General features: G+C 65.1%; 10 protein-coding genes, 1 tRNA gene and 1 pseudogene. 9 read left to right on the forward strand and 3 right to left on the reverse strand.

The window, feature by feature from the left end; translation table 11 throughout:
• Positions 1–301 (reverse strand): GTPase (locus JHC99_RS16475; RefSeq protein WP_292155700.1); only part of this gene is annotated, 301 nt, incomplete at its 3' end.
• Positions 302–409: 108 nt separating this feature from the next.
• Positions 410–886, reverse strand: coding sequence for a copper chaperone PCu(A)C (locus JHC99_RS16480; protein WP_292155702.1), 477 nt, complete (start codon positions 884–886; stop codon positions 410–412).
• 233 nt (positions 887–1,119) lie between these two features.
• Here JHC99_RS16480 and JHC99_RS16485 point away from each other — a divergent pair.
• The 6 genes from JHC99_RS16485 to JHC99_RS16510 all read left to right on the forward strand — a co-directional run bounded on the left by JHC99_RS16485 (position 1,120) and on the right by JHC99_RS16510 (position 4,398).
• Positions 1,120–1,195: transfer RNA gene (locus JHC99_RS16485), tRNA-Trp, on the forward strand.
• Between the two features lie 71 nt (positions 1,196–1,266).
• The gene (gene secE, locus JHC99_RS16490; RefSeq protein WP_271144969.1) at positions 1,267–1,587 is read left to right on the forward strand and encodes a preprotein translocase subunit SecE; all 321 of its coding nucleotides are present in this window, start codon (positions 1,267–1,269) and stop codon (positions 1,585–1,587) included.
• Positions 1,588–1,604: 17 nt separating this feature from the next.
• Positions 1,605–2,177, forward strand: a complete 573-nt coding sequence (nusG, locus tag JHC99_RS16495) for a transcription termination/antitermination protein NusG (RefSeq protein WP_271144968.1) — start codon at positions 1,605–1,607, stop codon at positions 2,175–2,177.
• 329 nt (positions 2,178–2,506) lie between these two features.
• The gene (gene rplK / locus JHC99_RS16500; RefSeq protein WP_207931704.1) at positions 2,507–2,938 is read left to right on the forward strand and encodes a 50S ribosomal protein L11; all 432 of its coding nucleotides are present in this window, start codon (positions 2,507–2,509) and stop codon (positions 2,936–2,938) included.
• A gap of 4 nt (positions 2,939–2,942) precedes the next feature.
• Positions 2,943–3,629, forward strand: coding sequence for a 50S ribosomal protein L1 (rplA, locus tag JHC99_RS16505; RefSeq protein WP_292155704.1), 687 nt, complete (start codon positions 2,943–2,945; stop codon positions 3,627–3,629).
• A 322-nt stretch (positions 3,630–3,951) separates the two neighbouring features.
• The gene (locus JHC99_RS16510) at positions 3,952–4,398 is read left to right on the forward strand and encodes an NUDIX hydrolase (protein WP_292155708.1); all 447 of its coding nucleotides are present in this window, start codon (positions 3,952–3,954) and stop codon (positions 4,396–4,398) included.
• 9 nt (positions 4,399–4,407) lie between these two features.
• Here the strand turns inward: JHC99_RS16510 and JHC99_RS16515 are convergent, their stop codons facing one another.
• Positions 4,408–5,577, reverse strand: a complete 1,170-nt coding sequence (locus tag JHC99_RS16515; RefSeq protein WP_292155710.1) for an aspartyl/asparaginyl beta-hydroxylase domain-containing protein — start codon at positions 5,575–5,577, stop codon at positions 4,408–4,410.
• Positions 5,578–5,724: 147 nt separating this feature from the next.
• On the opposite strand from JHC99_RS16515, the gene JHC99_RS16520 reads away from it, so the two are divergent.
• From JHC99_RS16520 to JHC99_RS16530, 3 genes and pseudogenes are all read left to right on the forward strand, one after another.
• Positions 5,725–5,964, forward strand: coding sequence for a type II toxin-antitoxin system VapB family antitoxin (locus tag JHC99_RS16520; protein ID WP_292155712.1), 240 nt, complete (start codon positions 5,725–5,727; stop codon positions 5,962–5,964).
• Entirely contained in the window at positions 5,964–6,359 is a 396-nt protein-coding gene (locus tag JHC99_RS16525; RefSeq protein ID WP_292155713.1) for a type II toxin-antitoxin system VapC family toxin, read from the forward strand. Before JHC99_RS16520 ends, JHC99_RS16525 begins: the two co-directional genes overlap by 1 nt.
• Positions 6,360–6,669: 310 nt before the next feature.
• Positions 6,670–6,776 (forward strand): annotated as a pseudogene (locus tag JHC99_RS16530) (50S ribosomal protein L10); the annotation flags it as partial.

Consider the following 6,776-nt stretch of genomic DNA (forward strand, 5'->3'; position numbering starts at 1 on the left):
CGGCGTCGCAGTCGCGGATATTGGCCAGGAACTGGTTGCCCAGACCCTCGCCCTTCGACGCGCCGCGCACGAGGCCGGCGATGTCGACGAAGGTGATGCGCGAGGGAATGATCTCTTTCGAGCCGGCGATCTCGGCCAACTTCTCCAGCCGCGGCTCGGGCACGGCCACGTCGCCGGTGTTCGGCTCGATGGTGCAGAACGGATAGTTGGCCGCCTGGGCCGCCGCCGTCTTGGTCAGGGCGTTGAACAGGGTGGACTTGCCGACATTGGGCAGGCCGACGATCGCGACTTTCAGAGCCATGGTGTTCCTGGGGTGTGACCGTGTCGTCGAACGGCGCGGCGGGGCCTTGAATCAAGGCGCGAGCCTTTAGCCGGTTCGGGGCCGTTTGTCAGGCGGTGTGTGCGCGGCCTATTCCGGCTGACGCACCGGGGCCTCGACCGTCATCGCCGGGGTCGCCGAAAAGGTCAGGGTCAGGGGCACGGCGGTGCCTTCGGTCAGGGGCGCGGTCAGGCCCATGAGCATCAGATGCTTGCCGCCTGGGGCCAGCTTGACCTCCTGGTCCGGCGCGAGCGGCAGGCCGTCGGCCATCTCGCTCATCTTCATCATGCCACCGTCCATCGTCATGTCGTGGATCATGGCGTTGCTGGCCAGGGGCGTGGCCACGCCCGTGACCCGGTTGGCGACGTTGGATTCGATGGTCAGGTAACAGGCACCCGCCTGGGCCCCGTTCGGCGTGGGGCGGCACCAGGGATCGCTGATCTCGACGACCGCCTTGACCCCGTCCTTCTCCATCGTGGAGGTGGTCGAGGCCTCTCCGCCGCCCTTGCAACCGGCGAGGGCGGCGAGCGACAGGAGGGCGAACAGGGGGGCGGCTGCGATCTTCATGCCGACTTCCATAGGCCAACCCGGCGCCGATGAACAATGACCCTCCGCACCCCTGCGGTGCGAACAGCGACATGGGCGCTTGAAACGCGGGGCGTTGTTCGGCATAAGGCCCGCCCTATCCCTGAAAACGGAAACTGTTCAACGGCCCGCGACGGCTCCCCGGAGCTTGATCGCAAACACTCCCGAAATGGAGTAGGGTCGAACGGTCGAAGTCTTCAGCGGCTTAGGACTGAAGGAGTTTAGCTCAGCTGGTAGAGCACCGGTCTCCAAAACCGGGGGTCGTGGGTTCGAATCCCCCAACTCCTGCCATTTTACCCCTGTCGCCTCATGGTGGGACTTCCCATCTGGGGCGGCAGGCATAATCGTTTGAAGAGACCCTCATGGCCAAGGCCAAGACTCCCGGCGGCCAAAAGCCCACCGTTCGCGGCTTCCGCCCCGGTCGAGGCCCTGCGACCGTGCCTGCGGCCCAGACGACGGTGACGGTGGATCCCGCAGCGCCTCCGAAGAAGAAGACCTCGATCCCGCAGTTCTTCAGCCAGGTCCGCGCCGAAGGCCGCAAGATCGTCTGGCCGAGCCGCAAGGAGACCTGGATCACCTCGGTGATGGTCTTCATCATGGTGGCGATCGCCACCCTGTTTTTCTGGATTGTCGATTTCGTCCTGGCGTGGGGCTCGCGCCTCGTGCTGGCGATCGGCGGCTGACCCTCAAGGATACGCGCATGACCGATGCAGCGCCCAAGACCGCCAACCCGCGGCACAAGTGGTATATCGTCCACGCCTATTCGAACTTCGAGAAGAAGGTCGCCCAGCACATCACCGACCAGGCCAAGCAGCGCGGCCTGGACCAGCATTTCTCTGAAATCCTAGTGCCGACCGAGGACGTGATCGAGATCCGTCGCGGCCGCAAGGTGAACTCCGAGCGCAAATTCTTTCCCGGCTATGTGCTGGTGAAGATGGAGATGACCGACGAGGCCTATCACCTGGTCAAGGACACGCCCAAGGTCACGGGCTTCCTCGGCGCGGCGGGCGGCACCAAGCCCCTGCCGGTCAGTGAGCGTGAAGTTCAGGCCATCATCGGTGCCGTGGAAGAGGGCGTCGAGCGTCCCAAGCCCACCATCCGCTTCGACATCGGCGAGACCGTCAAGGTCATCGACGGACCTTTCGCCAGCTTCGACGGCCAGGTCGAAAGCGTCGACGAGGACAACGCCCGCCTGCGCGTGGCCGTGTCCATCTTCGGCCGTCCGACGCCGGTGGATCTGGAATACAGCCAGGTCGAGAAGGCCGCGGCGTAAGCGTTCACCTCCCCATCGCCGAAGGGCGATGGGGAGGACAGATCGCGAAGCGATCAGGAGGGGGCGACTCGGTGAAAGCCGGTGGCCCCTTTTTCGGGCCTGACCTCATGGTGCCGCGCCGCCCCCGCCTGATCGGCGAAGCCGCCGATCTGTCCTCCCCCTTCGCCTGCGCGAATGGGGAGGTGATGTCCGGTTTGCCACCCACCCCATCGTCTGCTACACGCGCGCCTCCTTCGCCCTCGGGCGCAGGCAAATCCGTGGGAGGCAGCCATGCCCGACCACGGCTCACCGGCCCCGATTAGCTTCGGGGTCATTCACAGGAGAGACCAATGGCCAAGAAGATTCTGGGCTATATCAAGCTGCAGGTGCCGGCCGGTTCGGCCACGCCTTCGCCCCCGATCGGGCCCGCTCTGGGTCAACGCGGCGTGAACATCATGGGCTTCGTCAAGGAGTTCAACGCGCGCACCGAGAAGGAGGTCAAGGGCACGCCCCTGCCGACCGTGATCACGGTCTACCAGGACAAGAGCTTCACCTTCGTCACCAAGACCCCGCCTGCGACCCACTACATCAAGCAGGCCGCCGGCATCACTTCGGCGTCGAAACTGCCGGGCCGCGAAGTGGCCGGCAAGATCAAGCGCAGCCAGCTGCGTGAGATCGCCGAAAAGAAGATGAAGGATCTGAACGCGAACGACCTGGACGCCGCGACCAAGATCATCGAAGGCTCGGCTCGCGCCATGGGCCTCAACGTCGTGGAGGGCTGAGCACATGGCCAAGCAAACCAAGGCTCAAAAGGCCCGCACCGGTGATACCCTGGCCCTGATGCCGTTCTCGGACGCCATCGCCGCCGTCAAGGACAACGCCAAGGCCAAGTTCGACGAATCCATCGAGATCGCGGTCAACCTGGGCGTCGATCCCCGTCACGCCGACCAGCAGGTCCGCGGCGTGGTCAACCTGCCGTCGGGCACGGGTCGTGACGTTCGCGTCGCCGTCTTCGCCAAGGACGCCAAGGCTGCCGAGGCCCTGGCCGCCGGCGCCGACATCGTGGGCGCCGAGGATCTGTACGAAAAGATCAACGGCGGCTTCATGGACTTCGACCGCGTCATCGCGTCCCCGGACATGATGGCCCTGGTCGGTCGTCTGGGTAAGGTGCTGGGCCCGCGCGGCCTGATGCCGAACCCGAAGGTCGGCACCGTGACCCCGAACGTCGCCCAGGCCGTCAAGGACGCCAAGGGCGGTGCGGTCGAGTTCCGCGTCGAAAAGGCCGGTATCGCCCACGGCGGCATCGGCAAGGCCTCCTTCACCCAGGAAGCCCTCGAAGCCAACGTGAAGGCCTATGTGGACGCGCTGCAACGCGCCAAGCCGGCCGGCGCCAAGGGCACCTATGTCAAGCGCATCACCCTGTCCTCGACCATGGGACCGGGCTTCAAGATCGACCCCGCCTCGCTGGCGTAGTTCGATCCTGAATCGCAATGATGACGGCCCCGGAGAGCGATCTCCGGGGCCGTTTTCGTTTTCAGAATGGCCGCCATTGCGGTGGACGAACCGCGACGACGGACTGCAAATCTCTGAGGCCATGAACCGCCGACCCTGCCAAGAGGGGCGGGATTGACCGCAAATGCCGCCATCGAGTCTCAACAGGCGACCTTTGATCGATGCCAATCCGCCGTCTGAGCCTTGGCGAGCGGGGCACGGACGGTGCATGATCATCCGCAGACGGAGCATTCGCTCTGCGTGAGCGCCTTCCTATGTTCCTTTCCTCCCCTGTTGCCTGCCGATGACCGACGCCGGGGCACTACGCTCGGGCCGGTCGGAGACGCGCCAGGTCGCCGCCCTGCCCTGGAGGGTCGGCGATCGTGATGTCGAGTTCCTGATGATCACCTCGCGCGAGACGCGGCGCTGGGTCATTCCCAAGGGCGGGCGGATGGCCGGCAAGACCGACCCTGAGGCCGCTGCCCTGGAAGCGATGGAGGAGGCCGGCGTTCAGGGGGCGATATCCACCACGGCCGTCGGTGCCTTTCGCTATGCCAAGCGTCTGAAAAGCGGCCAGGACCGGCTGTGCGTTGTCGCCGTCTATCCGTTGAAGGTGTTGATCCAGCTGGGGGTGTGGCCGGAATCCACCGAGCGCGAGCGGCGCTGGATGACCCGCGACGAAGCCGCCGCCGCCGTCCACGAACCCGATCTGGCCCGACTGATCGTTGCCTTCCAGCCCCCGGCTGACTGAAGCGGAGTCTCAGCCGCCGGTCATGAATTTGCGCTGGGCCTGCATCATCGCCGTGATCATCGCCTTCTCGCCCTCGGCCAGGAAGGGGTTCCAGATGTCGAAGATCAGGATGACCCGTAGCTGATCCGCGTCGTTCCACGCTTCATGCTCGATGGTGTCGTCGAACACCCAGGCCTGGCCGATCTTCCAGTCGCGGGTCGTATTGCCGACACGGAACCGCGCCGGTCCCGGCAGGATCAGCGGCAGGTGGCAAAGCAGCCGCACGTTGGCCGACCCCGTATGCGGCGGGATGTGGGTGTGGGGTTGCAGGGCCGAGAACACGGCCGTGGGCGCGAACCCGGGCTGGTCCGCCATGGGCAGACTGTCCAGCAGGGCCGCCGTGCCGGGACAGCGATCACAGACCGCCTGCTGACGCTCGCCGTCCTTGTACAGGAACAGCGACGACCACCTGTCTGAATGGTTCAACTCGCCCCACTGGTTGACCGGAACCTCGGGCGGATAGGCGATATAGGGGGCGAATCCCTCCATGCCCCCCGCGATGAGGGCCTCAAGCTCGCCCTGGATCATCGGCGTCGCCGCCTCCAGCGTTTCCAGCCAGGGAAACAGCGCCCGATCATAGAAGGGGATGGCCGGCAGGCGCGGGTAGTTGAGCAGCAGCGGCTCCTGCTTGGGCGCCGGCTTCAGTCCCGCATAGATCTCCAGCCCCTCGTCGAACCGGTCCAGGATTGCGGGATCGACGCTCGCTCTCAGGGCCTCGACCTCGGCCCGCATATGGTCTCGCAGGGTTTCGGCCTCACGATGGATCAGGGTCGAGGCATAGTCGATCTGGGCCAGCAGGGCAGGGGGGCACCGATCGCGGGGCGGGGCGATCTTCAGCGCGTTGCGATAGACGGGGACGGCCGCGCGGGCCTGGCCGATCTTTTCCAGCAGCGCCCCCTTGGCCAGCAGGGCGATGAAGTCATAGGGCTGGATCGCCAGGGCGCGGTCGATCTGCACCAGCGACCCGTGGAAATCCCCCTTCAACCGCATCGCCACCGACCGGTTCAGAATGCCGTTGTGGGTCACGCCGTAAGCGTCCGCCTGGTCGATCAGCCCGAGCGCACCGACCGCGTCCAGACGCGCCAGAGCCTCGCCCGCGCGCCGCAGCAACGCCGATTGTTCGGAGTTCGGATCGACCATGAAAAGCAGGCGTCCCCCGACGCGGCCGTGCAGTGATTACGGTTCTGTAATCCACAAGCTTGGCCGCTACGTCAATCGGGGTTCGGTGGGCATGAATTGAGGGCGCGGCTAGCCGATGGTATGTTCTGGCTATCCAGGAGAGCGAATATGGCGTTTCACGTCAGACGAAAGGAGACCGACGAGATCGTCCGCAGGTACGCGACGCGCCATCGCGTTGGGGTGACCGACGCAGTTCACAAGGCGGTTGAAGACGCGTTGAAGCGAGACGAGGATGAAATTGCTGAAAGGCTGAAGAAGATGCGGGCGACATCCGATCGCGTCTCTGGCCGTCCCCGAACAGGGCTCAAGGCCGACAAGGCCTTTTTCGACGAAATGTACGAAGACTGATGTTCGTGGACGCTTCGGCGCTTTGCGCCATCCTGCTGGCCGAACCCGAGCGTGATCGCATGGAGAGGGTGATAGGAGGTTCGGATCGCGCCTTCACCTCGGCCGTGGCCATCTGGGAAACGGCGAGAGCCCTCGTTCGTGAGGAGGGGATCACGGTCACCGTCGCCAGACACGATGTCGAGACGTTTCTCGCCGATGCCAGCATTGCCACAATCTCCATCGGCGAAACGGAGTCTCGCTTCGCCCTCGACGCCTTCGACCGCTTCGGTAAGGGACGTCATCCGGCGGCGCTGAACATGGGCGACTGTTTCACCTACGCCTGCGCCCGGTCGCTGGGCGTTCCGCTGCTCTACAAGGGCGACGACTTTTTACAGACGGACATCGCCGCCGCCTGAGCGGTTGCTTTCCCGTTCGCAGCGTGTATACAGCGCGCCTTCCCGCCAAGGCTTCGGTCTTTGCGGACCTGTCCGAGAACTTCGGGGTCTGGGGGTCACCCAGGCCGTAAATGTCAGAGAGCCCTCTGACGCCGTGGGGAGATGGGGAAGCGACACTGGATCGCCGTCGGCCCGCACGTCGGGATGACAGCCTCAGTCGCATCCTTCGGACATCGCTACCCGGCCAGGCGTTCCGCATCCTTGCGGCGCGCGACAGCCACGACGTCGTTCGGGAATAAGCCCGGGCGGCAACCCAAGACTGGAGACCGCAATGGACCGCGCACAAAAGGCCGAGTCGATCGAGACGCTCAAGGGCGTCTTCGCCGACGCCGGCGCCGTGGTCGTGACCCACAACCTGGGTCTGACCGTTGCGGAAAT

Origin of the sequence: Brevundimonas sp., from assembly GCF_016463485.1 — a bacterium.
In the GTDB taxonomy this organism is placed as follows: domain Bacteria; phylum Pseudomonadota; class Alphaproteobacteria; order Caulobacterales; family Caulobacteraceae; genus Brevundimonas.

What these genes read in the sequence shown, in the direction of transcription:
- JHC99_RS16525 (WP_292155713.1), top strand. Translation starts at nt 5,964, where the DNA reads ATGTTCGTGGACGCTTCGGCGCTTTGCGCCATCCTGCTGGCCGAACCC.
- nusG (WP_271144968.1), top strand. Translation starts at nt 1,605, where the DNA reads ATGACCGATGCAGCGCCCAAGACCGCCAACCCGCGGCACAAGTGGTAT.
- JHC99_RS16480 (WP_292155702.1), bottom strand. Translation starts at nt 886, where the DNA reads ATGAAGATCGCAGCCGCCCCCCTGTTCGCCCTCCTGTCGCTCGCCGCC.
- JHC99_RS16520 (WP_292155712.1), top strand. Translation starts at nt 5,725, where the DNA reads ATGGCGTTTCACGTCAGACGAAAGGAGACCGACGAGATCGTCCGCAGG.
- JHC99_RS16515 (WP_292155710.1), bottom strand. Translation starts at nt 5,577, where the DNA reads ATGGTCGATCCGAACTCCGAACAATCGGCGTTGCTGCGGCGCGCGGGC.
- rplA (WP_292155704.1), top strand. Translation starts at nt 2,943, where the DNA reads ATGGCCAAGCAAACCAAGGCTCAAAAGGCCCGCACCGGTGATACCCTG.
- secE (WP_271144969.1), top strand. Translation starts at nt 1,267, where the DNA reads ATGGCCAAGGCCAAGACTCCCGGCGGCCAAAAGCCCACCGTTCGCGGC.
- rplK (WP_207931704.1), top strand. Translation starts at nt 2,507, where the DNA reads ATGGCCAAGAAGATTCTGGGCTATATCAAGCTGCAGGTGCCGGCCGGT.
- JHC99_RS16510 (WP_292155708.1), top strand. Translation starts at nt 3,952, where the DNA reads ATGACCGACGCCGGGGCACTACGCTCGGGCCGGTCGGAGACGCGCCAG.